This is a genomic window from Mesorhizobium sp. M0019, assembly GCF_040323975.1.
Classification (GTDB): domain Bacteria; phylum Pseudomonadota; class Alphaproteobacteria; order Rhizobiales; family Rhizobiaceae; genus Mesorhizobium.
The window spans coordinates 77,753-101,633 of record NZ_JAMYVK010000006.1; the positions used below are offsets into that span (position 1 = coordinate 77,753).

The following is a 23,881-nucleotide window of genomic DNA, read 5'->3' on the forward strand; positions in this document are numbered from 1 at the left end:
ACGTGCAGCAATTACGATTGCACGTAATTTGCCGAATTGTGCTTCTTCATCACATCGTCGAAGCGGCGGGCGAAGGCATCGTCGGCGAGCTTCTTGCGGCGCTGGATGTCGGCGGTGGCGACCATGTTCTTCTCGTGCATTTCAAGCAGATCGCCGATGTGCTTTTGCGAGGCGGCACCAATGCCGGCCATGGTCTCTTCGGCGGTGTTGTCGACCTGGCTGCCCAGCGTGTTGATCTTGTGGGCGACATCCTGTTGGGCGGCGGTCTTCAGCGAATCTTCCAGCGCCTTGTACAGAACGATGCGCTGCTCGGTATCGATGGTCAGCTTGTTGATCAGCGTCGATTGCGCCGCGATCTGGTTGTTGAGCGAATCGACGAAGGTCTGGAACATCGAGGTGTAGCGCTCCAGCGTCTGGCTTTCGGCCAGCAATTCCTGCTCCTTGGCCTGCTTCTCGTTGTATTCCGTGGCTAGTTTCGAGCGTTCGCCTTCCAGCTGCGTGCGCTCCTTCTGGCTGGTCGAGGCGGCGATCTTGTTCTCGATGTCGAGCAGCATCGGGTTGAGTTCTTCGATGCGTTTCTGCACGGTCTCGAGATTGGACATGGTGGTCTTGCGGCGCTCGATCACCTGCGACAGGCTGGCCTCGGAGGTCTTGTAGCGCGTGTCGAGAACCTGCTTCTGCGCCTTGAGGATGCCGACGATGGTGTCGGATTTCGCCAGCAGCTCCTGCAGATTGCCGGCCAGCGACATGTTGCGGACGCGGTCGGTGCGCAGGCGCTGCTTGCGCTGGCTGGAGAAGACACCGACGAAATTTTCCCAGCCGGTGTAGTTCTTCATGCTCTCGAATTCGGCGCCGAAGACGTTGGTGGCGTCCTCGAGGCCGATAATCAGGTCGGCGATATTGCCTTCCATCACCTTCTGCTGCTTCAGCACATCCTCAATGCGGGCATTCTCGATGTCGAAATTGGCGTCGCCGATCTTCTTGTCGGCGGTGGCGAGCGTGTCGAGCACAGTACCGGACTGCTCGATCTTGGTGCGCATGTCCTCTACGACCTGCTTGGTCTTGGCAATCTCGGCATCGAAATTCTGCAATGTCGCCATTGGGGCCTCCCGCTTCGGCATCGGTTTCGTTTCGCAAACCGCCGCGAATATATGTGCCGGGTTTGGCGAATGAAAGACGGAAGACATGGGATTACAGGAAAACAAAAGAATTTCAGGAGGCCGACCGCAGGATAGTCAGGCAATGATTACGGTGTACCTGCCGTCCGGTCAGACACCGCTTCAACCGCGGCTGGACTTTAGGTCGGGAGCGACGCTCAGGGCTTGGGATCGGCCTTGAGGTAGGCGATGACATTGGCGATGTCGTCGTCGCTGGTCAGGCCTGAGAAGGCCATTTTGTTGCCGGGGACCTTCTGCCGCGGCGCGCGCAGGTATTCGGCGAGGTTTGCTTCGTCCCAGACCAGGCCGGCGGCGCCGGCGTCCTTCATCCCCTGCGAGTAGCGGCTGAGATAACTGTCCGCGGTGCCGGCAGTGCGGCCGACGACACCCAGCAGATGCGGGCCGACCTTGTCGTGGTCGCTCGTTGCCTCATGACAGGCCATGCATCTGTTGAAGACTTTCTTGCCGAGAGCGGCATCGCCGTCGGCATGCGCGGCAAGAGCGCCGGCGATGAGGAAAGCAGCGGCAGACGAAATGGCTCGAAGCATGGGAACTCCCCGACGGCTCTGGCTGAGAGGTTCTGAAATAGGAAGCAGGCCTTAAACAAGCGCCGCACGATGGCGCGATTGGCGAACGAATGTCGGCCGGGAGGTCGGATGAAAGCAATAGCGCTGGTCAGGTTTTGGTGAAGCCGATGAAATCGTCGGGCACGGCGCGGCCCATTTCTTCTTCCCAATGGCGGCGGCAGAGCGAGACATAGACATCCTTGCCGATCGCCACCTGTTCGCCCTGTTTCGCCACCTTGCCGTCGGCGCCGAGGCGCACCACCATCGTCGCCTTGCGGCCGCAACGGCAGATGGTGCGCACCTCGCGCAGGTCGTCGGCGATTGCCAGCAGGGTGCGCGATCCGGAAAACAGCTTGCCTTGGAAATCGGTGCGCAGGCCGTAGCACATGACCGGGATGTTCAGCCGGTCGGCGATGCGGGCGAGTTGCCAGACTTGCTCCTCTTCGAGGAACTGCGCCTCATCGACGAAGACGCAATGGACCGTGGCGTGGTCGTGATGCTCGGCGACCCGGGCAAACAGATCGTCGCCGTCGCGGAACATCTCGGCTTCCGTCTCCAGGCCGATGCGCGACGAGATCAGCCCGGTATCGCCCTTGCGGTAGTGGCCGGCGATGAACAGCATCGTCGTCATGCCGCGCTCGCGGTAATTATAAGAGGCCTGCAACAGCATCGTCGTCTTGCCGGCATTCATCGTCGCATAATGGAAGTACAGCTTGGCCATGCCGTCCTTTTAAGCCGAGTTGCAACAAAGCGGGGAGGGGGAGCGCCGACATTCCACCGGGAAAAGGCGACTTCCATCCGGAAAGCGGCGGGCGTGTCGCTGATCGGCCAGCCTGCGCCGTTGTTCGTGATTGCCTTAGTGCTTGAAACCGCAGCAGAATGATGTTTGGCTGACGGAACAAAGGCGGAGATAAAACCGTCGCTTCGCTTTACCGAGAACTGAAATGGGAGAATTTTCATGTCGCGTATGAGTTCATTTGTCGCCGGCCTCGGCCTGGCGGTTTTTCTATCCACGACTGGGGCCTTCGCCGGCGATCCGGAAAGCTGCAAAACGGTGCGTCTGTCCGATGTCGGCTGGACCGACATCCAGGCGACCACCGGCATAGCCTCGGTGCTGCTCACCGCGCTCGGCTACGAGCCGCAGGTGATCCAGCTTTCGGTGCCAGTGACCTATGCGTCGCTGAAGAACAAAGACCTCGACGTGTTTCTCGGAAACTGGATGCCGTCGATGACCAACGACATCAAAGACTATGCCGCCGAAGGCTCGGTCGAGACCGTCAGCGAAAATCTCAGCGGTGCCGGCTACGGCATTGTCGTGCCAACCTATGTCGCCGATGCCGGTGTCAAGACGCTGACCGATCTCGGCAAGTTCAAGGACAAGTTTGACGGCAAGATCTACGGCATTGAAGCCGGCAATGACGGCAACCGGATCATCCTCGACATGATCAAGGATCCGAAGACCAATCTCGAAGGCTTCGAACTGGTCGAATCTTCCGAGGCCGGCATGCTCACCCAGGCCGACCAGTCGATGAAGAACAATGAATGGATCGCCTTCCTCGGCTGGACGCCGCATCCGGTGATGGGCGCCATGAAGATCACCTATCTCGAGGGGATGGGAGATAGCGGCTTTGGTGCTGCCACCGTGCATACCAATGTACGCAAGGGCTACATGAGCGAATGCCCGAACGCCGGCAAGTTCATCGCCAATCTGAAGTTCAACCTGGACATGGAAGGCGAGATGATGGACGCGATCCTGAAGGGCGGCGACGCCAATACGGTCGCGACCGACTGGCTGAAGAAGCACCCGGACGCGGTCGCTCCCTGGATCGCCGGCGTCACCACCTTCGACGGCGGCGATGCGGCGGCTGCGGTGAAAACGGCGCTCGGAAGCTGACCCGACCATCTGGCATGACGAGACAAGGGGCAGCCACGGTAGAAATGGCTGCCCTTTTTCATATCCTGTGACAAGATGACCGTCCGGCGAAGGACGGCGCTGGCAGAAGAGGGGCTAGATGGATCCGATCTCCAAATTCCTGGTCAGTTACAAGATTCCCATCGGGGCATGGGGGAAGGCGTTTTTCGGCTTTCTCACCGACAATTTCGACACCATCTTCAGGGCTTTTTCCAACAGCCTCAACTTCCTGCTCGACGGCATCGTCGACGGGCTGCTGTTGCTGCCGCCGGTTCTGCTGATCGCGCTGATCGCTCTGCTCGCCTATTTCCTGCAGCGCTCGAAAGGCCTGGCTTTGGCGGTATTCATCGGATTGCTGTTCATCCTCAACCAGAACCTGTGGAAGCAGACGGTGGAGACGCTGGTGCTGGTGGTCGCCGCCGCCGCCGTGTCGATGGCCATCGGCGTGCCGCTCGGCATCTGGGCCGCGCACAAGCCGAAGGTGTATCGCGTCATGCTGCCGGTGCTCGACCTGATGCAGACATTGCCGACCTTCGTCTACCTGATCCCGGTGCTGACCCTGTTCGGCCTCGGCAACGCGCCCGGCCTGATCGTCACCATCATCTTCGTCATCCCGACCTCGGTTCGGCTCACCCATCTCGGCGTCACCTCGGTGCCGAAATCGATCGTCGAGGCGGGCGAGGCGTTCGGCGCCACCAAGCGCCAGCTGCTGTGGAAGGTCGAGCTGCCTTCGGCGCTGCCGACCATCATGGCTGGGCTGACCCAGTCGATCATGCTGTCGCTGTCGATGGTGGTGTTCGCCGCCCTGATCGGCGCCGGCGGCCTCGGTACGGAAATCAACCGGGCGCTCGGTTCGCGCAGGATCGACCTCGGGCTTGAGGCAGGGCTGGCGATCGTCGTGCTCGCCATCGTGCTCGACCGGATGACGCGCATCGGCGTGGGAGGCAAGAAATGACCGTCGCCGTCGATTTCAGGAATGTCGACATCGTCTTCGGCGCCGACCAGGTAGGCTCGCTGGCGCTGATCGACAGTGGTGCCACCCGAGCCGAGATCCTCGAAAAAACCGGCAACGTACTGGGCTGCGCCGGCGCCAGCCTCACCGTGAACGAGGGCGAGATCTCGGTGCTGATGGGGCTTTCCGGCTCCGGCAAATCGACGCTGCTCAGAGCCGTCAACCGGCTGAACGTCGTCTCGCGCGGCCAGGTGCTGGTCAAGGACGGCGACGGTACGGTCGACGTCGTCACCTGCGACGAGGCGACGCTTCGGCGGCTGCGGCAGAAGCAGGTGGCGATGGTGTTCCAGCAGTTCGGCCTGCTGCCGTGGCGCACGGTGGAGGAGAATGTCGGCCTTGGCCTCGAGCTCGCCGGCGTACCCGAAGCCGAGCGCAAGGAGCGGGTGACCAAACAGCTGAAGCTGGTTCATCTCGACCAGTGGTCGAAGAAATATGCGCATGAGCTTTCCGGCGGCATGCAGCAGCGCGTCGGCCTGGCGCGCGCCTTTGCCACCGAGGCGCCGATCCTGCTCATGGACGAGCCGTTCTCGGCGCTCGATCCGCTGATCCGGACCAAGCTGCAGGACGAGTTGCTGCAGCTCCAGGCCGAGCTGAAGAAGACCATCATCTTCGTCAGCCACGACCTCGAGGAGGCGCTGAAGATCGGCACCCATATCACCATCATGGAAGGCGGGCGCATCGTGCAAACCGGCGCGCCGGAAGACATCGTGCTGCGGCCCGCCAACGGCTATGTCCGCGACTTCATCGCCAATGTGAACCCGCTCTCGGTGCTGACCGCGTGGAACGTCATGCGCGACCGCCGCGACCTCGAACATGGCGAGAACGGCTGGGTGTGGCTCGACCGGCGCAGGACGACGCGATTCAAGATCGACGAGCATGGGCTGGTGGCGGCGGCCGAGCGCGACGGCAAGCCGGCGGTCTGGGTGTCCTGCGCCGATGTCGAAGCCCAGCCGGAGGAAACCGCTCAGGTATTCTGGGCCAATCCCGGCACCTCGCTGAAGACCGTGATGCTGGCCATGCATCGCTCGCAGACCGCACCGGTGGCGCTGTTCGACGACCAGTCGCGCTTCGTCGGCGCCATCGGCGTCAGGGATGTGCTGAGCGCGGTGCTGCGAAGATAGTTTTTCTCCTTGGGGAGAGAACCAAGACCAAACGCCGAGTTCTGTCGCGCCCCCCTCTGTCCTGTCGGACATCTCTCCCACTTGGGGGGAGATCGGCGGTTTCGCGGACGGCTCTCACATTCCAACGTTTGTAATTGGCGAAATCGGCGACGACGGCCAATCTCCCCACCTGTGGAGGAGGTGTCCAGCAGAACAGAGGGGGCGCGAAGGAACGCCGGCTTAGCCCGATACCGCAAGCTAAACCGCCAGCGGCAGGCGCAGCTCCGTCATCAGGCCGCCATCGGGATGGTTGGACAGGCTGACTTCGCCGCCGGCGCTACGGGCGATGTTGCGGGCGATGGTCAAGCCGAGGCCGAGGCCGCCGGTCTGACGGTTGCGCGACTGTTCCAGGCGCACGAACGAGCCGAACACGGCGTCGAGCTCGGCTTGCGGTATGCCCGGACCCTCGTCATGGATCGCCAGCGTGATTGTCTTGCCTGATTGACGCAGGCTGAGATGCGCCCTCTTGCCATAGGTCACCGCGTTCTGGACGAGGTTGGTGACACAGCGCCGTAGCGCGACCGGCCGCGCGACGCAGATCAGGCCGCGCGAGCGCGCGTCCTCATTGTCGAAGGAGACCTCGTCGAAGCCGTCGGCGATCGATTCTACCAGCGACCAGAAATCGATCCTCTCGCTCTTCTCCTCGGTCACCTCGAAAGTGGCGAAGTCGATGACCGAGCTGGCAATGCCTTCGATGTCGGCGAGGTCGTGCGCCAGTGCGGCGCGCACGGACGAATTCCTCAGCAGTTCGAGGCGCAGCCGCATCCTGGTCAGCGGTGTGCGCAGGTCGTGCGCCAGTGCGGCCGCAAGATGCTCGCGGTCCTCGACGTAGGCGCGCAGCCTCGCCTGCATGGCATTGACCGCCTTTGCCGCGGTACGCACCTCGCGGCTGCCGCTCTCGGCGATCGGCGGGCTTTTCAGGTCCTCGCCGATCCGCTTCACCGCGGTCTCCATCATCCGGTAGGGCGCCGTCAGCCGGCGCAGCGACCAGATCGAGGAAGCCACCACCAGCCCGGCGATCAAGGCATAGAGCGGCAGGCTATCGAAGCTCAGTATCGGTCCGGCCGGTGTGTTCGGCTCGGTGAAGTTCAGCCATTGGCCGTCGGCAAAGCGAAGCGAAGCGGTCAGCTTGTCGCTCTGGGCGAAATCGGCCGCCAGCACCAGCAGGTCGCGCTCGACCTGGCCGATATCGGGACCGGCGACCGTCCCACCGGGAGCGTCGGCTTCGTGCGTTGCCGGGTCGCGGCGGACCCGCGCGTCGGTGATGCCGAACTTCGATAGCCGACCGACCAATATGTCTTCCAATTCGGCCAGTTCGTCGTCGCCGGCTATCGAGGAAGTAACGGCGGGCGTGTTGGAAACGGTGAGCGCATAAGTGGCGTTGAACAGGCCGGAGGCCGTCGCCTTGCGCTGTTCGGGGGTGGCATCATGCATCAGCTGCACCAGCGAGAAGGCGCGGTCGTTCAGCCGGTAGAGATCGACGACGTCATTGGCGGCGGCACGGTCGCGCGAAACGATGTAAAGGGTCGCGATCTGGCTGATCAGCAGGCCGGCGATGACGATGAGCAGCACCCAGACCGGCAGCGTTTGCGGCAGGATGCGTCTCATTCGGAGGTCGTCTCAGGCAGGAACTGGTAGCCGCCGCTGCGCACGGTCAAGATCAGCTTCGGCGTTTTCGGGTCGTCCTCCATCTTGCGCCGCAGCCGACTGACCAGAATGTCGACGCTGCGGTCGAAGCTGTAGCCGCTGTCGCCGCCGGACAGCTCGATCAGCTGCTCGCGGCTCAGTACGCGCTGCGCGCTCTTGACGAAGGTCTGCAGGAGATTGAATTCGGCCATCGTCAGCTCGATCCTGACGTCGCCGGGCGCCATCAGCCGGCGGCGCGAACAGTCCATCGTCCAGCCGGCGAAATGGTAGATCTGCCGCGAGGCGGCGCGTCGCGGTTCGGCGGCGCCATTGCGTCTCAAGACGGCACGAATGCGTGCGAGCAGCTCGCGCGGATCGAAGGGTTTCGGCACGTAGTCGTCGGCGCCCATCTCCAGCCCAACCACGCGGTCGGTAGTTTCGGTAACCGCGGTCAGCATGATGATCGGCGTCGAATAATTGGCGCGCAACTCGCGGCAGAGCTCCAGCCCGCTCTTGCCGGGCAGCATGACGTCCAGGACGATCAGGTCGACCTGGGCGCGGCGCAGGATGGTCTCCATCTCGGTGCCGTCGGCGGCGATCGATGTATGCAGCCCTCGCTTCTGGAAAAATTCCTGAAGGAGGTCGCGAATGCCCTTGTCGTCGTCGACGATCAGTATGTGGGGGTCGGATTTCACCGGGAACCTGTCATTTGTGGATCGCCCAAGCGCTGCTTCGGCCGTCAGCCAGACGATAGAATTCAGGCCATAAGTTGGCCAGTGAAGATCGGCGGCTCGATCCGGGCTGCCCAGAAACAATCCAGAAACAAAATTCTACAATCCGGAAAAACTGCCGAAAAAAATCAAAGGCATAAGTGGTGCCGTGGCGGTCAGGTCATCGGCTGCGACACGCGTTACGGGATTACGGACAGACCAATGCAAAGGTTCTCGATCAGTCTGATGGGTGCGTTGCTTTCCATTTCGCTCGTCACGGCCGCGGTCGAACATGCCGATGCAAAACTGGCCGATGCGAAGGTGGCCAATGCAAAGGCGGCCGATGCAAAGGTGGCGACCACCCGCAGCGAGCGTTGCATCGATCTGAACCGCCAGTTTGACGAAGCCCTCGAAACCCATGCCGCGGCAACGCAGGTCACCGCTGCGAAAGCACTTCAAAGAAAGGGAAACCGGTTCTGCGCCAACAAGAAACAGGCACAGGGAATCCGGATGCTCGCGAATGCTTTGAAGCTGCTTGGAGTGACACCGATCGATCCCGTTCAGTGACACAATCCGATCTGCACAAAAAGGAAGTGAAGCCATGAAAAAGTCCCTCCTCTCCGCCCTCGGTCTCGCCATCGCGCTGGCCGTCTCGATGCCGGTTCTCGGCGCCAGCAGCGCCAATGCCGCGACCACCACCCCGGCTGCGACGACAACGACGACCGCTGCGCCGGCCAAGGCCGTGAAGAAGGTCGCTGCCAAGAAGACCGTCAAGAAGCACAAGAAGCACGCGGTCAAGGCAACTCCGAAGGCCTGATCAAGCGACATCTTTCTACCCTATGAGAAGACCGCTCCAGTTGCGATTTGCCTGGAGCGGTCGTCTTTTTTGTTGCGTGCAGACAGTAGGGCCAGGTCCCGGCCCACACCCCCCGTTGAACGCCAGACGGCAGTTCCCACATAGGCACGGACTTTTGAACTGCGCCTGCCGGGAAGCCGATCGCGCGCGGTTGAATGGACGACCGCTTTTGCCCATGTCAAAATGACCGCAAAGCTGTCGTACGCAATTGCCGGTCCAATGCCTGAAATCACGACAAAACCCCGTACCAGCACGAAGCCGAAGGTCGAACGGCCGAAGCTCTACAAGGTCATCCTGGTCAATGACGATTTCACTCCGCGCGAGTTTGTCGTGACGGTGCTGAAGGCCGAGTTCAAGCTCAGCGAAGACCAGGCGCATAGGATAATGATCACCGCTCACCGGCGCGGCGTCTGCGTTGTCGCCGTCTTCACCAGGGATGTCGCCGAGACCAAGGCGGCGCGGGCAACCGATGCCGGCAAGGCCAAGGGCTACCCGCTGATGTTCACGACGGAGCCGGAGGAGTAGGGCGGCTCGCTTTCTTCCTTCTCCCCTTGTGGGAGAAGGTGGCCGAGCGAAGCTCGGTCGGATGAGGGGTGTTCCAGCTTGGCAAGGACGGCACTCCGTCCAGCACCCCTCAACCGTCTTGGCGCTGCGCGCCAATCCACCTTCTCCAACAAGGGGAGAAGGATAAACCGCGTTACCGCCCTTCGCGGTACCACATCGAGCCCATCGCCAGAAGCAGCAGGCCGAGCCCCAAGAAGCCGCCGAACAGCGGCACGCGCGAGACGGCCTTGAGCACGCTGTCGTCGGTGGTGCGCAGGCCGATCCAGTCATCGCCGGAAGCCGCGCCCGAGGAACGGACCGGGACTACGGATGGCAGCGTGACCGTGCTGGTCAGGTTGCCAATGGCCGATGCCGGCGCCAGCCGGCGAACGCTGCCGCCGGTTGCCTCAGCCGGTGGTTTCAGCCGGTTCTCGGTGGAGACGACGTCGGTGAATTCCGGGGCGTTGACCGGCCCGACATGGGCCAATGCCGTCAGGTCGCCATTGCCGACCTGATAGAGACCGATTTCGCTGGTCTCGACGCTGCCGAGGAAGACGCCTGGTTCGGATTTCTCGAGCCTGACGATCAGCGCCTTGCCGGACGGCGTGATGACTTGCGCCGGGCCGGGGTCGTCGCTCATCGTCTGGCGGCGGATTTCCAGCACCATGCCGCGGCCGTCGGCGGTCAGCCGCTCTTCCTCGAGTTCGGGCTCCTTCATCAGCCAGTGGGCGATGCGCCGGTAGAGCTGGACGTGGGGGCCACCGCCCTCGAAACCGCGCGCCCACAGCCAGCCCTGGTCGGACAGAAGCATGCCGACGCGGCCTTCGCCCTTGCGATCGAGCAGCAGCAGCGGCCGGTTGTCGGCGCCCTTCATCACCACCTCGCCCTCGGGGTTCTCAACGCCGATGGTGCGGAACCAGCGGCTCCAGTGCGGCGGCTCGGTCGCGGAGCCATCGAGCCCGCGCGTTACCGGATGACGCTGGCCGGTATCGGTGAGGCGCGGATAGAAGGCCTTGTCGATGACCTCGCCGGTCGGCATTGCCGGCAGCGCCGACATCAGCGGCGTGCGGGCGATCGAGCTTTCGCCGGCATATTCGGGGCCTGCCGCGATCAGTAGCGCGCCGCCCTTTTCGACATACTCGGAGATGTAGTCGTAATAGAGGATCGGCAGCACGTCGCGGTGCTGATAGCGGTCGAAGATGATCAGGTCGAAATCCTTGATCTTCTCGACGAACAGCTCGCGCGTCGGGAAGGCGATCAGCGACAATTCGTTGATCGGCGTGCCGTCCTGCTTTTCCGGCGGGCGCAGGATGGTGAAGTGCACGAGGTCGACCGAAGCGTCGGATTTCAGCAAATTGCGCCAGGTGCGCTCGCCGGCATGCGGTTCGCCGGAAACAAGCAGCACGCGCAGATTTTCGCGGATGCCGTCGATCAGCGCGATGGCGCGGTTGTTGGTGTCGGTGAGTTCGCCCGGCTCGTGGTTGATGGCGAGTTCGACGATGTTTCGCCCGGCGCTGGGAATGGTCACCTGCAGCGGCATCGCCTGGCCGATGTTGGCGTGCTCGACCGATACCTGCTCGCCGTTGACCGATACGCGAACATCGACCGGGCCGGTTTCGTTGTTGGTGGCGATGACGCGATAGGTCATTTCGAGCGGCTTGCCGACCAGCCCGAATCGCGGCGCATTCTCGAAGCGGATGCGGCGGTCCTTCTCATGCTCGTTGCCGGTAATCAGCGCATGCAGCGGGGCATTGAAGTCAGGTGCGCCAAGCGGCGCGTCATGCACCTCGCCATCGGTGATCATGATGGCGCCGGCGATGCGCGATGGCGGCACGTCGCGGAAAGCATTTTCGAGCGAGGAAAACAACCGCGTCTCGGTGCGCTCGTCGGCGGCTTCGGACTTGCCGGCCTCGACGACACGGACGTCGAACTGCTTGAAGCGGCCGAGACGCTGCTGAAGCCCGGCCAATGCCGCGTCTGTCTGCTTGGTGCGGTCGCCTATATCCTGGCTCTGGCTGCGATCGACGACGACGGCGACGATGCTTTTCAGCGGCTCGCGCTCTTCGTCGAGGAACACCGGATTGAGCAGCGCCGCAGCCAGCGCAATCAGGGCTCCCAGGCGGAAGACCGCGCCGCGCTGGCGAAACCAAAGGCCGGCGAGGGACAGCAGCAGCAGCGGCACCAGAACCACGGCGAGCAGCGGCCAAGTGATGAGCGGTTCGAAGGCGAGCGACCAGTTCATGGTCTATTGCCCCAGCCGTTCGAGCAGCACCGGGACGTGCACCTGGTCGGATTTGTAGTTGCCGGTCAGCATATACATCATGATGTTGACGCCGGCGCGCAGCGCATAGATGCGCTGCATCGGATCCGAAGGCACCGTCGGCAATAGCGGGTCGCCATTCTCGTCGACGGCCCAAGCGCCGGCGAAATCATTGGCGGTGATCATGATCGGCGAAACGCCGTCGCCGGTGCGCACCGGGCGGTTCTCGGTGTTGCTGGCTTCGAGCGATGCCTCGACCCAAAGCGGGCTGCCGGCAAAACGGCCAGGAAACTCCGGAAGGATGTAGAAGGATTTGGTCAGCACGTGGTCCGACGGCACCGGCTCCAGCGGTGGCACGTTGAGGTTGCCGAGGATGTCGCGCAGCCGCTCCGTCGCCGGGCTGGTCGAATCCGCACCAATGCCATTGGCGAACTGGTCGCGGGTGTCGAACAAGACCGTTCCGCCCTGCTGCATGTAGGCGTCGATGCGGGCGATGGCGGCCTCGCTGGGCAGCGGGGCCGAGGGATCGATCGGCCAGTAGATCAGCGGATAGAAGGAAAGTTCGTCCTTCGAGATGTCGACGCCGGCCGGTGCTCCGGGTTCGAGCGCGGTTTTTTCGATAAGAAAGCGGGTCAGGCCTTCGAGCCCGGCGCGGCTGATCGAATCGACACCCGGCTCGCCGGTCAGCACGTAGGCGATCCGGGTCTTTGAAATGTCCCCGATCGCCTCCGTATCTCCCGGTTTGGCGTCGTCGGCACGCGCGACGTCCGCGTGGCCAATCAAGGCGCCGAGCGCAATCAGCAGGACGGCTGCCGTCGCCGCAGCGCCGGCACGGCGCGGCCGGCGCGACAACAGGCCGCCCATCCAGAATACGGCAAGCGTGTCGAGCACCATCAGCACCAGGGCGGCCGTGACAAGCGGACCTTTGAGGTTGTGCTGCTCGTCGAAGGCATACTGGATGGTGGTGACCGGCACCGTGATTTCAGGCCGGGCCAGCGGCCTGAATGCGCTGTCGCCGCCGAGCAGATTGTGAGCGAACACCCCTGTCTCGGAGCCGTAGAGGCCGGGCGGATTTTCCAGCGTCACCGGCAGCGGGCCGGCGCCGGGCACCAGCGGCCTGGCATCCGGCGTCGGCGGCACCAGCGTGCCGTCGGCGGCGATCATACGATAGGGTGCCAGCGACGTGGCGGCGGCCTCGGCATTGGCGACAGCCGCGCCCTGGTTGCGCGACAATTGCACGATGCGCCGCAGCATCTCGACGAAGCTGCCGGAGATCGGCAGGTTGGACCACGTCGCCTCGGGGGTGACGTGGAACAGTACGAGGGTGCCCTTGTCCTTCTTCATCCCGGTCACCAGCGGCGTACCGTCGGCAAGCGTGGCCCAGGTGCGCTCGACGATGTCGGGCGTCGGTTCGGCCAGCACCTGCCTGGTGACGGTGACCTCGGTGGGCGGCGCGAGGTCGGCGAAGGGACCGGTTTTCGGGAATTCGGTGACCGGCTGCGGCGCCGTCCATGACAGCGCGCCGCCAAGCGATCGTTCGCCCGTGCGCAGCCGAACTGGCAGCAGGTCGTCGTCATTGCCGGCAGCGGCCAGCCGCGAACCGGCAAAACGCACCAGCGTGCCGCCCTTGTCGACCCAGTCAACCAGCCTTTGCCGCGCTTGTTCCGGAATGGTGCCGACATCGGCCATGAGGATCATCGCCGGCTTCTGATCGAGCAGTTGCGGGATGGCGTCGGCGAGATCGACGCTCGACGGCTCGACCAGATCGGCGAACGGCTGCAGGGCGCGGCGGATGTAGTAGAGCGGCGACAGCAGCGGTTGCGCCTGGTCGGCCTCGGCCTGCGACAACAGCCCGACGCGGCGGCGTTTTGAGCTCTCATCGAGCACGCGGACGGCACCGGCCTGGCGCTCGCCATCGAGCGCGATGTAGGCGAAGTCGTTACGCAGTTCGAACGGCACCGCCACCGTGCCGGTGGCGGTGGTTCCGCCCGGGGCAAAGGTCAGCGTCGCGTCGGCAATGCGGCGCCCCTTGTCGTCGAACGCGCCGGCCGTCACCTGTGCAGGTGCCGGATCGCCCGGTGCGCGGATGGCGGTCAGGGCGAAGCCGTCGACCTGGTTGTCGGCGCCGGTCAGGCCGGTCAGCGACAGCCGGTCGGAGACGGCCCAGACAACACGTGCCGCGTTCTTCGACAACAACGTGTTGAAGGCGGCTTCGTCGCCTTGCGCCGCCAAGCCATCGGCGAGCACCGCGACGCTGGCGCCAGGCAGCGACTCCAAGGCTGAAGCGACGCGGGCATAGACGGCGGGGCGGTCGGTCGGGATCGGCCGCGGCTTTGCCGCGCGCAGCCGGTCGAGCGCGGCAGCGGCATCGAAGGGACCGATCTCGGCATTCGGCTTCTCGGCGGTGAAAGCGATGAGCACCGGCACGCCGTTCGAATTGGCATCGGCGATCAGCCGCTCGGCGGTGGCGACCCGCTTGCCCCAGTCGGCGGCACTTGCCCAGTCATTGTCGATCACCAGCGCCAGGGCAGCGCCCTCGGCCGGCAGCTTTTCGCGCGGATTGAAGACCGGTTCGGCAAGTGCTGCCACGACAAGCGCGGCCATCAGCAGCCTGAGCAGCGTCAGCCACCAAGGGCTCTGCTGCGGCGTTTCTTCGCGCCTCAGCACGCGGGCGAGAATCCTGAGCGGCGGAAACACCTCGGTTTGCGGCCTGGGCGGGGTCAGCCGCAGAAGCCACCAGATCACCGGCAGCGCCAGCAGGCCCCACAGCACCATCGGCGCCCCGAAGGAGAGCGGCAGCCAACTCATGCGCGGGCCCTCCCGGCAAAGGCGCCTTCGCCGGTCATCGCCATGTGGATGCGCACCAGCGCCTCGGAGGCAAGGCGATCGGTATGATTGACGGTAAAGCTCCAGCCAAGCCGTTTGCACCAGGCGGCCAGTTCCTGGCGGCGGGCGGCATAAAGCAGGCGATATTCCTCGCCCAGCATTTCGGCGCGGCCGGCGGTCAGCTTGTCGCCGGTCTCAGGATCGGTGAATTCGGTGCGCCCGGCATAGGGGAAGCTTTCCTCGGCCGGATCGGCGACCTCGACCAGATGGGCGCGCACGCCGTGGCGGGCGAGCACGTCCAGCCACGCCATGGTGTCCTCGACCGGGTCGAGGAAATCGCTGACGAGGACGATGTCGCAGAACCGGCGAATGCCGGATAGGTCGGGCTTTGCCGGCAGGTCGGCGGCGTGCATCAGTTGCGCCGCGATGCGCTCGGCGCCATTGCGGGCGGTGAACGGGTCGGTCAGGCCCGGCCAGGCAATGCGCTCGCCGCTGCGCGACAAAAGCTCGGCCATGGCCAGCGCCAGCACCAGGGCGCGCGATTCCTTGGGAACGCTGGCTCCGGTCGATTTGTAGAGCATGGAAGGCGAGGGATCGGCCCACAGCCACACCGTGTGGGCGGCCTCCCATTCACGGTCGCGGACATAGGTGTGATCGTCGCGGGCGGAACGGCGCCAGTCAATGCGCGAGGAATCGCCTTCGACATAGGGCCGGAACTGCCAGAAATTCTCGCCGATACCGCGCTTGCGGCGGCCATGCCAGCCGGCAATTACCGTGTTGACGATGCGGCGCGCCTCGACCAGCAGGTCCGGCACCAACGAAGCCCGCAACCGGCCTCTGGCGAGCGCATCGCGCGTCGCTGCCGGTGCCTGCGCTTCACCGATGCGCGCCATCAAATCCCTTTCGCGAGCTTCGCCACAACATCGCGAACCGTGGTACCCTCGGCGCGGGCGGCGAAGGTCAGCGCCATGCGGTGCTGCAGCACCGGCTCGGCGAGCGCGCGAACGTCGTCGACCGACGGCGCCAGCCGGCCATCATAGAGGGCGCGGGCGCGGGTGCACAGCGTCAGCGCCTGGCTGGCGCGCGGGCCTGGGCCCCAGGCGACGTGCTTGTCGGTATCGGCGTTGCCCTGGCCGGGGCGCGCTGAGCGCACCAGCTTGAGGATCGCCTCGACGACGCTTTCCGGCACCGGCATACGGCGGATGAGCGTCTGGATGTCCTTCAGCCGCGCCGGCTGCAGCACGTTTTCAGCCTTGGCATCCTCGATACCGGTGGTTTCCAGCAGGATGCGGCGCTCCGCCTCGATCTCGGGGTAGAGGATATCGACCTGTATCAGGAAGCGGTCGAGCTGCGCTTCCGGCAGCGGATAGGTGCCTTCCTGCTCCAGCGGGTTCTGCGTCGCCAGGACGTGGAACGGTGACGGCAGATCATGGCGCACGCCAGCAATGGTGACGTGGTATTCCTGCATCGACTGCAGCAGCGCCGACTGGGTGCGTGGCGAGGCGCGGTTGATCTCGTCGGCCATCAGCAGTTGCGCAAAGATCGGCCCGGAAATGAAGCGGAAGGAGCGCTTGCCGAATTCATCCTGCTCCATCACCTCGGAGCCGAGAATGTCCGATGGCATCAAGTCGGGCGTGAACTGGATGCGGCGCGAATCGAGGCCGAGCACGATGCCCAGCGTTTCGACCAGCTTGGTCTTGGCGAGGCCGGGCACGCCGACCAGCAGTGCATGGCCGCCGGCCAGCAATGCGACGAGCGTGCGCTCGACGACGCTTTCCTGGCCGAAAATGACCCGGCCGACGCCGTCACGGACCCTCGAAATGTCGGCCAGCGCTTTCTCGGCCTGCGCCACCATGTCCTTTTCGCTGATCGGGCTTTCCTTGATCATAACGCTCATGCAGCATCGATCCTTCTGGTTGGAAATTCCGCTTGGCACCTTGGTGCCGCAGAGAATGCCGCGATTCGGCCTCGCATGGCGCCTGCAATGAACTTAAATCACAGACTTAGGCTGACAAGCGGAACAACAGTGACTATTTCGTGACCATGACGGAAGCCGCCGACTATCGTGAAGAGAGGCTGACGGCCGCGACCGAGGCGCGCGGGCTGGAGGCGCTGGTCTCGCGCGCGACGCGCGCTGGCAAGGGGCCGGCGCCGGTGGAACGCTGGAATCCGGCATTTTGCGGCGATCTCGACATGGAAATCAAGCAGGACGGCACCTGGTTCTATCTGGGAACGCCGATCGGCCGGATGCCGCTGGTGCAGCTTTTTTCCTCAGTGCTGCGCAAGGACGCGGACGGTAGAACCTACCTGGTGACGCCGGTGGAAAAGGTCGGCATCCGCGTCGCCGACGCGCCCTTCATTGCCGTCGAGATGGACGTGTCGGGCGCCGGCGACGGACAAATCGTCACCTTTCGCACCAATGTCGGCGACGTGGTAGAGGCTGGGGCGGGACACCCGCTGCGCTTCGTCGATGAGGACGAGACAGGTGGCCTGAAGCCTTATGTGCTGGTGCGCGGGCGGCTGGAGGCGCTGGTGGCACGGCCGGTGATGTACGAGCTGGTCGAGCACGGCGAAGAGATCGACATCGGTGGCAAGACGATGTTTGCCGTCCGTTCCAAAGGCGAGATCTATCCAATCATGCCGGCTGAGAAACTGAAACGGCTGAGCGCATGATGGACCGCCTATGATGGATCAGGTGATGCCGTTGCCGTTTTCCGCTGCCGGGTTTCGCCAGCGCGTCGCGGCGCAGCCGCTGGCGCATGCCGGCGACGATTTTGGCGACCACCGCTTCAATCCGGGCCATCCCAGGCTGAAGCTGGCCAAGGCGCTGCGCGATGCCGCCGTGCTGATCCCGGTGGTCGATCATGGCCATGAAGCCACGGTCCTTTTGACCAGGCGGGCGGAAAAGCTGCGCAACCATTCGGGGCAGGTGGCTTTCCCCGGTGGTACCATCGATCCAACCGATGCGAGCCCGGAAGCGGCGGCGTTGCGCGAGACATCCGAGGAGATCGGTCTCGATAGTGATTACATCGAGATCATCGGCCGTCTGCCGGACTACGTTTCCGGCAGCGGCTATCGCATCGCCCCGGTGCTCGGGATTGTGCGGCCCGGTTTCAGCCTGACGCTGAATTCCGACGAAGTCGATGCCGTCTTCGAGGTGCCGCTGGGCTTTCTGATGGACCCCGCCAACCACACCAGAGACAGTCGCATGTGGAACGACCTCGAATGGTTCTATTACGAGATGCCCTATGGCGGCCAGCACATCTGGGGCGTCACCGCGGGCATCATCCGTACGCTTTATGAAAGGCTCTATTCGTGAGCGATCCAGTGTCGATCGCGGGCAAGGCCGGGTGGCTCGGCGAACGCCACCTGCAGCGCCTGCTCGCCGCGCTGACTGATGGCCGCGAGGAGGCGCGTGTCGCCGGCGGTGCGGTGCGCAACGCGCTCATCGGCCAGCCGGTCGCCGACATCGACATCGCCACCACCACGGTGCCCGAGGAAACCATCCGGCGCGCCGAGGCGGCAGGCTTCAAGACGGTACCGACCGGCATCGAGCATGGCACAGTCACCGCGGTCGGCCACGGCAAGGCCTATGAGGTCACCACGCTGCGTGCCGATATCGAAACCGACGGCCGGCGCGCCAAAGTGTCGTTCGGCCGCGACTGGAAAGCCGACGCTGAGCGGCGTGATTTCACCATCAATGCACTCTATGCCGAAGCCGATGGAACGGTCGTCGATCTGGTCGGCGGTATCGCCGATATCGAAGCGCGGAGGCTGCGATTCATCGGCGATCCGGAAGCGCGTATCCGCGAGGATTATCTGCGCATCCTGCGTTTCTTCCGTTTCTTCGCATGGTATGGCGACGGCAGGCCGGATGCCGAAGGGTTGAAGGCTTGTGCCCGGCTGAAGCAGGGGCTCGACCAGCTCTCGGTCGAGCGCGTCTGGTGGGAATTGAAGAAATTGCTGTCAGCGCCAGATCCGTCGCGGGCGCTGCTGTGGATGCGCCAGGCCGGCGTTCTGACCGCCGTTTTGCCGGAAAGCGAGAAATGGGGCATCGATGCCATCCACGGGCTGACCAAGACCGAGAAGGATCTGGCCTGGGCGCCGGACCCGCTGCTCAGGCTGGAAGCCATCGTGCCGCCGGATGCCGCGCGCATGAAAACGCTTGCCGAGAGATTGAGGCTTTCCGTGAGCGAAGCAAGCCGGCTGCGGAATTGGGCGATCACGGCTGCCGTCGATCCGAAAACGACCGAAGGAGAGTTGGCGAAAAGGCTTTATTTTGGCGACCGCCAAGGCTTTGTCGATCGGTTGCGGCTGTTGCTCGCTTCCGCTCGAGCCCGCGCGGTCGAAGACAATGACGCACTGCTCGAAGCCGGCGGCTTCTCGCGCCTGCTTGCCTTCGCTGCAAAATGGCAAAACCCTGTTTTTCCGGTCAAGGGCGCCGATCTGACGACGCTTGGCGCATCACCGGGGCCGAAGCTTGGTGCAACGTTGAAGAATCTCGAAAAGGAATGGGTCGAGTCCGGTTTTGCGCTTGATCGCGGCGCGCTGCTCAAGCGCGCCGCGGAGGCACTCGAATCCTGACCGTCACGCTGCGTCGCGGACCTTTTCGATGCGCGAGCGGATCGCCTCGATCATCGTCTCGCGGATCACCGTCTCGCCGTGCGTCTCGCGCAGATGCTCGACGGCACGGCGCATGACCTCAGCCTCCTCCTCGGCGCGTGTGTGCCACTCGCAGCCGGGTACGAGCGACCCGCAATGGAATTCCTTCATCGGCTTCTCCTCATTTCCTCCTTGGAGCGCCGCGCCGCGCAATGACACGGAAGCTCCAGACCTTTGACTGCGCGATCCGGAAACCGCGTCCGGTATCCGGGCTACACGCTGGCCAGCTTAGCATAACACGATCGAACGGTTTTGGTTGCCTTAGAGTGCCGTGCGTCCAAGCCGACACGCGGCCCTCTAGTGATCGGGTTGCGAAAAGGCGGAGCATCGCTGCTCCGCCCTCTTACGCTACCCAGGAGTAAGACCTCGTCTTGCTCCAGCGGGCAGGACATCACTTCACGATCTTGACTGCCTCGGCAATTTTATCCTTGCCGCTCATATCCCACGTGACGCGGACCTTTTCGCCGACCTTCAGGCCAGGATCCTTGAAGGTCTGGGGCAACGTAAAGGTGGCTCCGTTATCCAGAACTAGGCTCATCGCCGTTCCATCAAAGCTTTTGATCGTGCCGGTGGTGTGCTTGACCGCAGCGAATGCGGCAGTACCAGAGGCGAGAACGGCAGCGGCGGCTGCGGTCATAATAAGCTTGCGCATGGCATGCTCTCCTGGAAAATGCGGGCACCGCTTGGGAAAGGTGCCCCATTCAATCATGGGCCGTCCGGTCACGTCGGGTCGCGGCTCTCGGGAGTAAAGAACCGCCGGCGTTTCCCGGCCCGACGCGACAAATAGCCCAATCTTTACAATGGTATATTAGACGAAAAAGATATTTTCTGGCGCGCCTTGCGCCACATTCGCCGTCAAATTCTGGGGATTTGGACCCGATTGCGGCTCACGTCGTGCTCACCGAGATTTTACGGCCATTTCGCTTCTGGCGGCAGGCTGGACAGGATCGAGGCGACATTGCCGCCGGTCTTCAGCCCGAAGATGGTGCCGCGATCGTGAAGCAAGTTGAATTCGACATAACGGCCGCGGCGGATGAGCTGCTCGTCACGGTCGCCATCGGTCCAGTTGTCATTGAAGTTGGCGCGCACCAGATGTCCGTAGACGACGAGAAAAGATCGCCCGACGTCCTGGACGAAGTTGAAATCGGCGTCCCAGCCGCCATTGTCCTCATCCGAATGCAGCCAGTCGAAGAAGATACCGCCGGTACCGCGTGGCTCGTCGCGGTGCGGCAGGTAGAAGTACTCGTCGCACCAGGCTTTGAATTTCACGTAGTCGGCGATCGCCGCGTTCTTCTCGCAGGCAAATTGCATCGCTCTGTGGAAGGCGATCGTGTCGGGGTCGTCCTGGCTGCGGCGGCGGTCGAGCACCGGTGTCAGGTCGGCGCCGCCGCCGAACCACTGGCGCGAGGTGACGACCATGCGCGTGTTCATATGCACGGCCGGCACGTTGGGGTTCCACGGATGGGCGATCAGCGAAATGCCGCTTGCCCAGAAGGAGGGGTCCTCTTCGGCGCCCGGCATCTGCTTCCTGAATTCGGGCGAGAACTCGCCGTGGACGGTCGAGGTGTGGACGCCGACCTTCTCGAAGACGCGGCCGTGCATCATCGACATGATACCGCCACCGCCCTTGCCGGCATCGCGTTGCCACGGCGTCTTTTCGAAGCGGCCGGGCGACCAGCTGGCCTGCGGCCCCTGCAGGTCCTGCTCGATCTGCTCGAAGCTGGCACAGATGCGCTCGCGCAACGTCTCGAACCACAGCCGTGCCTTCGTCTTCTTCTGTTCGATGTCGGCTGGCAGCCCCGCCGGTATCTCGGGTCGTTGCAAATCCTGTCTCCGGTTGCGGGCGCGCCCGACAAATGACTCGTCTTTTCCGGCCGCGATCCCTAATCTCTTGGGTGCAAGGGTCAAGTGTGAATGGAGTTCTTTCGTGCGCACCCCGGCAAGACCGCCGCTGGATGGCCTGAAGAAGAGGCTCGACCGTTCGCGCGCCGAGAACGCGCGCATGCCGCGCGACGGCTTCCTGCGCGAGACCTTCGTGCTGCCGCGCTCCGACGCTCGTCTCAAGGCGAAGGAATGGTTCGAGCGCTTTCCTAAGCAGGCCTATTGGACCGAGATCGAAAGCTGGTTCGAGCGGCCGGGCGACGTCATCGAATTCACCATCAGGCGGCTGCCGGCGGCGGATTAACGCTCCGGTCTCGAGGCTGAACGTATCAGGGCTAGTTCATCTGCCCTGAACGATCTTGATAAACACGCTTCTGTCGCCCGTTCCAAGATGCGCTCTTTTCATCTCGGTATACGTCAGGCGCCCATTCGCGAAGGCCCGCACGGTTCTTCCGCACCAGACACGTGGCGCCGCGGCTGCGCTGACATTCATGATCTTGCCAGCTTCCTGCTTCGAACTGAGAGGCGATTGCTCCGAATGCCTGATGCATTCCGTAAGCACTTTCTTATACATGGCAGGACTGCCCTGAACCAAAGTCCTTGCCGTATTCCATTCACCTTCGCTCGGCATGCATCCAGCCAACACAATGGCGCCAAGCAACGCGGCGTAAGTCTTGTATGCAAATTTCAATTCTGCCCCCCAAGGTTAGTTGCAGGGGCGTATCAAGCACGGGCACATGAACTTCACAAGACTGTATAGTGACTAACGGACAGGATAAGTTCGCTGAACCCGTCCAGACCGTCATGACTTCAACGCACGACCAGCCTGCGGGCGCCCGCGCCGTCCCTTGCCAGCCTGTCGTTCTTATTCCGCAGCGGACATTTGTCGATCGACATGCAGCCGCAGCCGATGCAGTCGCTCAGCCCGTCGCGCAGCTTCTTGAGCTGACTAATTTTCTGGTCGAGGTCGTCGCGCCAAGCCGTCGAAAGCAGGTTCCAATCCTCGCGCGTCGGCGTCCGGCCTTCAGGCAATGATCGAAGGGCTGTGCCGATCTCGGCCAGCGAAATGCCGACCTCCTGCGCTACCTTGATGATCGCCACCCGTCGCAGCACGTCGCGGCCGTAACGCCGCTGGTTGCCTGATGTGCGGTGGCTGCGGATCAGCCCGCGTGCTTCGTAGAAATGCAGCGCCGACACCGCCACGCCGCTGCGCATCGCCACCTGGCCGACTGTTAATTCCGTTGCCGCAGCCATCTCCGATTTTCCGCTTGACCTCAAGTTAAGTTGAGCTTGTAGCGAAGAAGCCTCGAAGATGCAAACGGCAGGAGAAGGCGATGGGCGTCTGGATGAGAATGACCGGAGAGGACGCAGTGTTGCGTGAGGACGACGCCTTGGTCGCTGCGGCCGGCGATCGCGTACACATCCTAGCCGAGCTGCCGGATCGCCTCGCCCGCCACCATCGCAACGGAAAGCGCGACGTTGATGCTGCGCGCGCCGGGCTGCATCGGGATGATCAGTCGCGCATCCGCCGCCTCGTGAACGGCGTCCGGCACGCCTGCGGATTCACGGCCGAACAAGAGAATGTCGTCGCCGGCAAAGGCGAAATCCGTGTAGGCGGTCGTGGCTTTGGTCGAAAGCAGCACCAGCCGTCGGTTGCCGAGTCTGCGCCAGTCCTCAAAGGCGTGCCAGTCGACATGGCGGGTCAGCGCCGCCATTTCGAGGTAGTCCATGCCGGCGCGTTTCAGCGTACGGTCGGAGAGCGGGAAGCCCGTCGGTTCGATGATGTCGACGCCGAGACCGAGGCAAGCGGCGAAGCGCAGGATTGTCCCGGTGTTGCCGGCGATATCAGGCTGGTAGAGCGCGATGCGGAGACGGTCGTTCATTTCCGCGTCTTTCTAATAAGTGGCAGATCAGCCACAGAGCTCTCGCGGTTTTGGAAATTCCTGGACTGGCGGGTGGTCATTTTCTGCGAAGTCGGTTATACGCCCAGCATTGTCAACCCGAACCGATGGAGGGGTAATTCATGATGGCCATGCACATCCACCACCCCTCTCGTGGGCTTACCAGCCCGACGGCGGTTTCGGTACGACGATTCTCCTGACCTTCTAGACTTCAATCGCACCGATTCCCGCCGAAACCTTTTTCGGCCTTTGAAGGAATCCTGCGATGTTTTTCAAGCTGTGGAAGGGGCTGAACGCCCCACCTGAACACGCTTCGACAGATGCCACCTTTGCCGCGCCGCGCGTGCCCGCGGCCTGGGTTGGTTCACCCTTCTACCTGCATCTTCAACTGGAGGACGGACCGATGTTCGATCCCTGTAGAATACCCGGCTCAAGAAGCCTGCACGAGCGCAAGACTGCGACCTGGGCGCTTTTGATCGGCGAGACCTACTCGTCGGCGGTTCACGCCGAGACCCGCCGGCGTCCGCATCGCGGCATGCTGCCGGACGTCGATTTCTCGCGCGCCGTTCCGGACTATAGCCGGCCGTCGCTGGTGCGCCGGATCATCAGGCTGATCCGGCCCGGTGCAAAAACCGGCGCGAAAATCCGGATCGTCAAAACGTCGTCAGCATCCTCAAACGAGACTGTCGGCGAAAGGCCCGCGACAACCTATATAGCGCGAAGCAGGACCGGCGAGGCGGACGATTCCGTATCGCCGGTCCTTGACGCCATGCGGTCTGGGCACCTCGTCCGTTCGCGTGCTGCGTGAG

26 protein-coding genes are annotated in these 23,881 nt (G+C 63.4%); 11 read left to right on the forward strand and 15 right to left on the reverse strand.

Annotated elements, in window-relative coordinates; all coding sequences use genetic code 11:
* Positions 1-11: 11 nt before the first annotated feature.
* The 3 genes from NKK47_RS06650 to NKK47_RS06660 form a co-directional block, all read right to left on the reverse strand.
* Positions 12-1,100 carry a hypothetical protein gene (locus NKK47_RS06650; protein ID WP_352450536.1) on the reverse strand — a complete coding sequence of 363 codons (1,089 nt, stop codon included), beginning with the start codon at positions 1,098-1,100 and terminating at the stop codon, positions 12-14.
* Between the two features lie 215 nt (positions 1,101-1,315).
* Positions 1,316-1,705, reverse strand: coding sequence for a c-type cytochrome (locus NKK47_RS06655; protein WP_023679507.1), 390 nt, complete (start codon positions 1,703-1,705; stop codon positions 1,316-1,318).
* Positions 1,706-1,832: 127 nt separating this feature from the next.
* A complete protein-coding gene (locus tag NKK47_RS06660; protein ID WP_023679506.1) occupies positions 1,833-2,444 on the reverse strand; it encodes a thymidine kinase in 612 nt (203 codons plus the stop codon).
* Between the two features lie 237 nt (positions 2,445-2,681).
* Here NKK47_RS06660 and NKK47_RS06665 point away from each other — a divergent pair, with 237 nt between their 5' ends.
* The 3 genes from NKK47_RS06665 (at position 2,682) to choV (ending at position 5,768) form a co-directional block, all read left to right on the forward strand.
* On the forward strand, positions 2,682-3,617 hold the full coding sequence (locus tag NKK47_RS06665; RefSeq protein ID WP_352575760.1) for a choline ABC transporter substrate-binding protein: 936 nt from the start codon (positions 2,682-2,684) through the stop codon (positions 3,615-3,617).
* A 118-nt stretch (positions 3,618-3,735) separates the two neighbouring features.
* Entirely contained in the window at positions 3,736-4,590 is an 855-nt protein-coding gene (gene choW / locus NKK47_RS06670; RefSeq protein WP_254819158.1) for a choline ABC transporter permease subunit, read from the forward strand.
* A complete protein-coding gene (choV, locus tag NKK47_RS06675) occupies positions 4,587-5,768 on the forward strand; it encodes a choline ABC transporter ATP-binding protein (RefSeq protein ID WP_352575762.1) in 1,182 nt (393 codons plus the stop codon). Before choW ends, choV begins: the two co-directional genes overlap by 4 nt.
* 237 nt (positions 5,769-6,005) lie before the next feature.
* On the opposite strand, the gene NKK47_RS06680 is transcribed toward choV, so the two are convergent.
* A complete protein-coding gene (locus tag NKK47_RS06680) occupies positions 6,006-7,415 on the reverse strand; it encodes an ATP-binding protein (protein WP_352575764.1) in 1,410 nt (469 codons plus the stop codon).
* Positions 7,412-8,128, reverse strand: coding sequence for a response regulator (locus NKK47_RS06685; protein ID WP_352568020.1), 717 nt, complete (start codon positions 8,126-8,128; stop codon positions 7,412-7,414). The genes NKK47_RS06680 and NKK47_RS06685 overlap by 4 nt, the downstream gene beginning before the upstream one ends.
* Before the next feature lie 237 nt (positions 8,129-8,365).
* Between NKK47_RS06685 and NKK47_RS06690 the strand changes: the two genes are divergently transcribed.
* The 3 genes from NKK47_RS06690 (at position 8,366) to clpS (ending at position 9,524) form a co-directional block, all read left to right on the forward strand.
* Positions 8,366-8,710 carry a hypothetical protein gene (locus tag NKK47_RS06690; protein ID WP_023679500.1) on the forward strand — a complete coding sequence of 115 codons (345 nt, stop codon included), beginning with the start codon at positions 8,366-8,368 and terminating at the stop codon, positions 8,708-8,710.
* 34 nt (positions 8,711-8,744) lie between these two features.
* Complete coding sequence (locus tag NKK47_RS06695; protein ID WP_352456451.1) at positions 8,745-8,960, forward strand: hypothetical protein; 216 nt, start codon at positions 8,745-8,747, stop codon at positions 8,958-8,960.
* A gap of 258 nt (positions 8,961-9,218) precedes the next feature.
* Positions 9,219-9,524: an ATP-dependent Clp protease adapter ClpS gene (gene clpS, locus NKK47_RS06700; RefSeq protein ID WP_023679498.1), complete on the forward strand. Its 306-nt coding sequence runs from the start codon at positions 9,219-9,221 to the stop codon at positions 9,522-9,524.
* 172 nt (positions 9,525-9,696) lie between these two features.
* Here the strand turns inward: clpS and NKK47_RS06705 are convergent, their stop codons facing one another.
* The 4 genes from NKK47_RS06705 to NKK47_RS06720 are packed head-to-tail and all read right to left on the reverse strand — an operon-like array spanning position 9,697 to position 16,525.
* Complete coding sequence (locus NKK47_RS06705) at positions 9,697-11,784, reverse strand: hypothetical protein (RefSeq protein ID WP_352575766.1); 2,088 nt, start codon at positions 11,782-11,784, stop codon at positions 9,697-9,699.
* A gap of 3 nt (positions 11,785-11,787) precedes the next feature.
* Positions 11,788-14,610 (reverse strand): DUF4159 domain-containing protein, encoded by a 2,823-nt coding sequence (locus tag NKK47_RS06710; RefSeq protein WP_023679496.1) that lies wholly within the window; start codon positions 14,608-14,610, stop codon positions 11,788-11,790.
* Positions 14,607-15,521, reverse strand: a complete 915-nt coding sequence (locus NKK47_RS06715; protein WP_352456454.1) for a DUF58 domain-containing protein — start codon at positions 15,519-15,521, stop codon at positions 14,607-14,609. The genes NKK47_RS06710 and NKK47_RS06715 overlap by 4 nt, the downstream gene beginning before the upstream one ends.
* Entirely contained in the window at positions 15,521-16,525 is a 1,005-nt protein-coding gene (locus NKK47_RS06720) for an AAA family ATPase (RefSeq protein WP_352456455.1), read from the reverse strand. Before NKK47_RS06720 ends, NKK47_RS06715 begins: the two co-directional genes overlap by 1 nt.
* Positions 16,526-16,671: 146 nt before the next feature.
* Here NKK47_RS06720 and NKK47_RS06725 point away from each other — a divergent pair, with 146 nt between their 5' ends.
* The 3 genes from NKK47_RS06725 to NKK47_RS06735 are packed head-to-tail and all read left to right on the forward strand — an operon-like array spanning position 16,672 to position 19,212.
* Complete coding sequence (locus tag NKK47_RS06725) at positions 16,672-17,301, forward strand: DUF1285 domain-containing protein (RefSeq protein WP_352575841.1); 630 nt, start codon at positions 16,672-16,674, stop codon at positions 17,299-17,301.
* 13 nt (positions 17,302-17,314) lie between these two features.
* Positions 17,315-17,947: a CoA pyrophosphatase gene (locus NKK47_RS06730; RefSeq protein ID WP_352456456.1), complete on the forward strand. Its 633-nt coding sequence runs from the start codon at positions 17,315-17,317 to the stop codon at positions 17,945-17,947.
* Positions 17,944-19,212, forward strand: coding sequence for a CCA tRNA nucleotidyltransferase (locus NKK47_RS06735; protein ID WP_352575768.1), 1,269 nt, complete (start codon positions 17,944-17,946; stop codon positions 19,210-19,212). The genes NKK47_RS06730 and NKK47_RS06735 overlap by 4 nt, the downstream gene beginning before the upstream one ends.
* Positions 19,213-19,215: 3 nt before the next feature.
* Here NKK47_RS06735 and NKK47_RS06740 read toward each other — a convergent pair whose 3' ends face one another.
* From NKK47_RS06740 to hemF, 3 genes are all read right to left on the reverse strand, one after another.
* Positions 19,216-19,401 carry a DUF1059 domain-containing protein gene (locus NKK47_RS06740; protein WP_023679490.1) on the reverse strand — a complete coding sequence of 62 codons (186 nt, stop codon included), beginning with the start codon at positions 19,399-19,401 and terminating at the stop codon, positions 19,216-19,218.
* Positions 19,402-19,681: 280 nt separating this feature from the next.
* Positions 19,682-19,942, reverse strand: coding sequence for a DUF1344 domain-containing protein (locus tag NKK47_RS06745; RefSeq protein WP_023679489.1), 261 nt, complete (start codon positions 19,940-19,942; stop codon positions 19,682-19,684).
* A 257-nt stretch (positions 19,943-20,199) separates the two neighbouring features.
* A complete protein-coding gene (gene hemF / locus NKK47_RS06750) occupies positions 20,200-21,114 on the reverse strand; it encodes an oxygen-dependent coproporphyrinogen oxidase (RefSeq protein ID WP_352456466.1) in 915 nt (304 codons plus the stop codon).
* Between the two features lie 103 nt (positions 21,115-21,217).
* Between hemF and NKK47_RS06755 the strand changes: the two genes are divergently transcribed.
* Positions 21,218-21,475: a hypothetical protein gene (locus tag NKK47_RS06755; RefSeq protein ID WP_023679487.1), complete on the forward strand. Its 258-nt coding sequence runs from the start codon at positions 21,218-21,220 to the stop codon at positions 21,473-21,475.
* 36 nt (positions 21,476-21,511) lie between these two features.
* On the opposite strand, the gene NKK47_RS06760 is transcribed toward NKK47_RS06755, so the two are convergent.
* The 3 genes from NKK47_RS06760 to NKK47_RS06770 all read right to left on the reverse strand — a co-directional run bounded on the left by NKK47_RS06760 (position 21,512) and on the right by NKK47_RS06770 (position 23,054).
* Positions 21,512-21,862, reverse strand: a complete 351-nt coding sequence (locus tag NKK47_RS06760) for a hypothetical protein (RefSeq protein ID WP_352575770.1) — start codon at positions 21,860-21,862, stop codon at positions 21,512-21,514.
* 119 nt (positions 21,863-21,981) lie between these two features.
* Positions 21,982-22,425: a redox-sensitive transcriptional activator SoxR gene (gene soxR, locus NKK47_RS06765; RefSeq protein ID WP_023679485.1), complete on the reverse strand. Its 444-nt coding sequence runs from the start codon at positions 22,423-22,425 to the stop codon at positions 21,982-21,984.
* A 170-nt stretch (positions 22,426-22,595) separates the two neighbouring features.
* Positions 22,596-23,054, reverse strand: coding sequence for a tRNA (cytidine(34)-2'-O)-methyltransferase (locus NKK47_RS06770; protein ID WP_352456904.1), 459 nt, complete (start codon positions 23,052-23,054; stop codon positions 22,596-22,598).
* 283 nt (positions 23,055-23,337) lie between these two features.
* On the opposite strand from NKK47_RS06770, the gene NKK47_RS06775 reads away from it, so the two are divergent.
* Positions 23,338-23,880 (forward strand): hypothetical protein, encoded by a 543-nt coding sequence (locus NKK47_RS06775; RefSeq protein WP_352456905.1) that lies wholly within the window; start codon positions 23,338-23,340, stop codon positions 23,878-23,880.
* Position 23,881 lies beyond the last annotated feature (1 nt).

Coding starts and splice junctions, on each gene's coding strand:
- NKK47_RS06650 (WP_352450536.1), bottom strand. CDS start 1,100: ATGGCGACATTGCAGAATTTCGATGCCGAGATTGCCAAGACCAAGCAG.
- NKK47_RS06655 (WP_023679507.1), bottom strand. CDS start 1,705: ATGCTTCGAGCCATTTCGTCTGCCGCTGCTTTCCTCATCGCCGGCGCT.
- NKK47_RS06660 (WP_023679506.1), bottom strand. CDS start 2,444: ATGGCCAAGCTGTACTTCCATTATGCGACGATGAATGCCGGCAAGACG.
- NKK47_RS06665 (WP_352575760.1), top strand. CDS start 2,682: ATGTCGCGTATGAGTTCATTTGTCGCCGGCCTCGGCCTGGCGGTTTTT.
- choW (WP_254819158.1), top strand. CDS start 3,736: ATGGATCCGATCTCCAAATTCCTGGTCAGTTACAAGATTCCCATCGGG.
- choV (WP_352575762.1), top strand. CDS start 4,587: ATGACCGTCGCCGTCGATTTCAGGAATGTCGACATCGTCTTCGGCGCC.
- NKK47_RS06680 (WP_352575764.1), bottom strand. CDS start 7,415: ATGAGACGCATCCTGCCGCAAACGCTGCCGGTCTGGGTGCTGCTCATC.
- NKK47_RS06690 (WP_023679500.1), top strand. CDS start 8,366: ATGCAAAGGTTCTCGATCAGTCTGATGGGTGCGTTGCTTTCCATTTCG.
- NKK47_RS06695 (WP_352456451.1), top strand. CDS start 8,745: ATGAAAAAGTCCCTCCTCTCCGCCCTCGGTCTCGCCATCGCGCTGGCC.
- clpS (WP_023679498.1), top strand. CDS start 9,219: ATGCCTGAAATCACGACAAAACCCCGTACCAGCACGAAGCCGAAGGTC.
- NKK47_RS06705 (WP_352575766.1), bottom strand. CDS start 11,784: ATGAACTGGTCGCTCGCCTTCGAACCGCTCATCACTTGGCCGCTGCTC.
- NKK47_RS06710 (WP_023679496.1), bottom strand. CDS start 14,610: ATGAGTTGGCTGCCGCTCTCCTTCGGGGCGCCGATGGTGCTGTGGGGC.
- NKK47_RS06715 (WP_352456454.1), bottom strand. CDS start 15,521: ATGGCGCGCATCGGTGAAGCGCAGGCACCGGCAGCGACGCGCGATGCG.
- NKK47_RS06720 (WP_352456455.1), bottom strand. CDS start 16,525: ATGAGCGTTATGATCAAGGAAAGCCCGATCAGCGAAAAGGACATGGTG.
- NKK47_RS06725 (WP_352575841.1), top strand. CDS start 16,672: ATGACGGAAGCCGCCGACTATCGTGAAGAGAGGCTGACGGCCGCGACC.
- NKK47_RS06730 (WP_352456456.1), top strand. CDS start 17,315: ATGGATCAGGTGATGCCGTTGCCGTTTTCCGCTGCCGGGTTTCGCCAG.
- NKK47_RS06740 (WP_023679490.1), bottom strand. CDS start 19,401: ATGAAGGAATTCCATTGCGGGTCGCTCGTACCCGGCTGCGAGTGGCAC.
- NKK47_RS06745 (WP_023679489.1), bottom strand. CDS start 19,942: ATGCGCAAGCTTATTATGACCGCAGCCGCCGCTGCCGTTCTCGCCTCT.
- soxR (WP_023679485.1), bottom strand. CDS start 22,425: ATGGCTGCGGCAACGGAATTAACAGTCGGCCAGGTGGCGATGCGCAGC.
- NKK47_RS06770 (WP_352456904.1), bottom strand. CDS start 23,054: ATGAACGACCGTCTCCGCATCGCGCTCTACCAGCCTGATATCGCCGGC.
- NKK47_RS06775 (WP_352456905.1), top strand. CDS start 23,338: ATGTTTTTCAAGCTGTGGAAGGGGCTGAACGCCCCACCTGAACACGCT.